The sequence below is a fragment of the Robbsia andropogonis genome, from assembly GCF_000970345.1.
GTDB classification, from domain to species: Bacteria; Pseudomonadota; Gammaproteobacteria; order Burkholderiales; family Burkholderiaceae; genus Robbsia; species Robbsia andropogonis.
In genome coordinates this window covers 1-570 of sequence record NZ_LAQU01000240.1, presented here as the reverse complement: position 1 = coordinate 570, position 570 = coordinate 1, and the positions used below count along the sequence as shown (strand labels likewise).

1 pseudogene is annotated in these 570 nt (G+C 53.5%); it reads right to left on the bottom strand.

Annotation, left to right across the window (positions count from 1 at the left end):
- Positions 1 to 387: pseudogene (locus WM40_RS27330) on the bottom strand (PFL_4669 family integrating conjugative element protein); the annotation flags it as partial.
- Positions 388 to 570: the final 183 nt, after the last annotated feature.

Genomic DNA, 570 nt, shown 5'->3' with positions numbered 1-570 from the left:
GGCGGCAATGCGCTTGCCACCTGCCATACCTTGGCCTCGTTCACCGGGTGGAGGCACGACGCCGGTGAAAAGACGCAGCGCATGCATGGTGTGAAGCGTCATCGCGTCCACGCCTGAAGCTTCAAGCGGGTTCAACGTGGTCATCTGCTTGACTTCGTCCTGGGAGACCAGCGGATCGGCTCCCTGTTTGGCTGCATGTTCGCGAAGCATCTGCTGCCACATTTTTTCGCGTTCAAGGTACATCTCGTAGCGCGGAAAGAGCGGGTGACTGGGATCCGGGTTTCCTGACGCAATCAATTCAGCGAGGTTTCTGCGCTCGCCGAACAGGTCATAACGATCACGGAAAGGCGATGTTTTGCTTTGCGTAAAACCCGAAATCCGTTTCATCGGCCGTTGCGGAGGTGGTCGTTTGCTATGAGTGGCCATTATTAAAATTCTCTAACGTCTTCTAAGTTGCTTTTAAATTGCAGAAATAATGCTGCAAGCTTGTATGCATACCCGATGTTCAGACCCTGAACATCGAACCAGCGCGGTTCCCGTGTTAAGGCCCTTAACATCGGAACGGTTCTC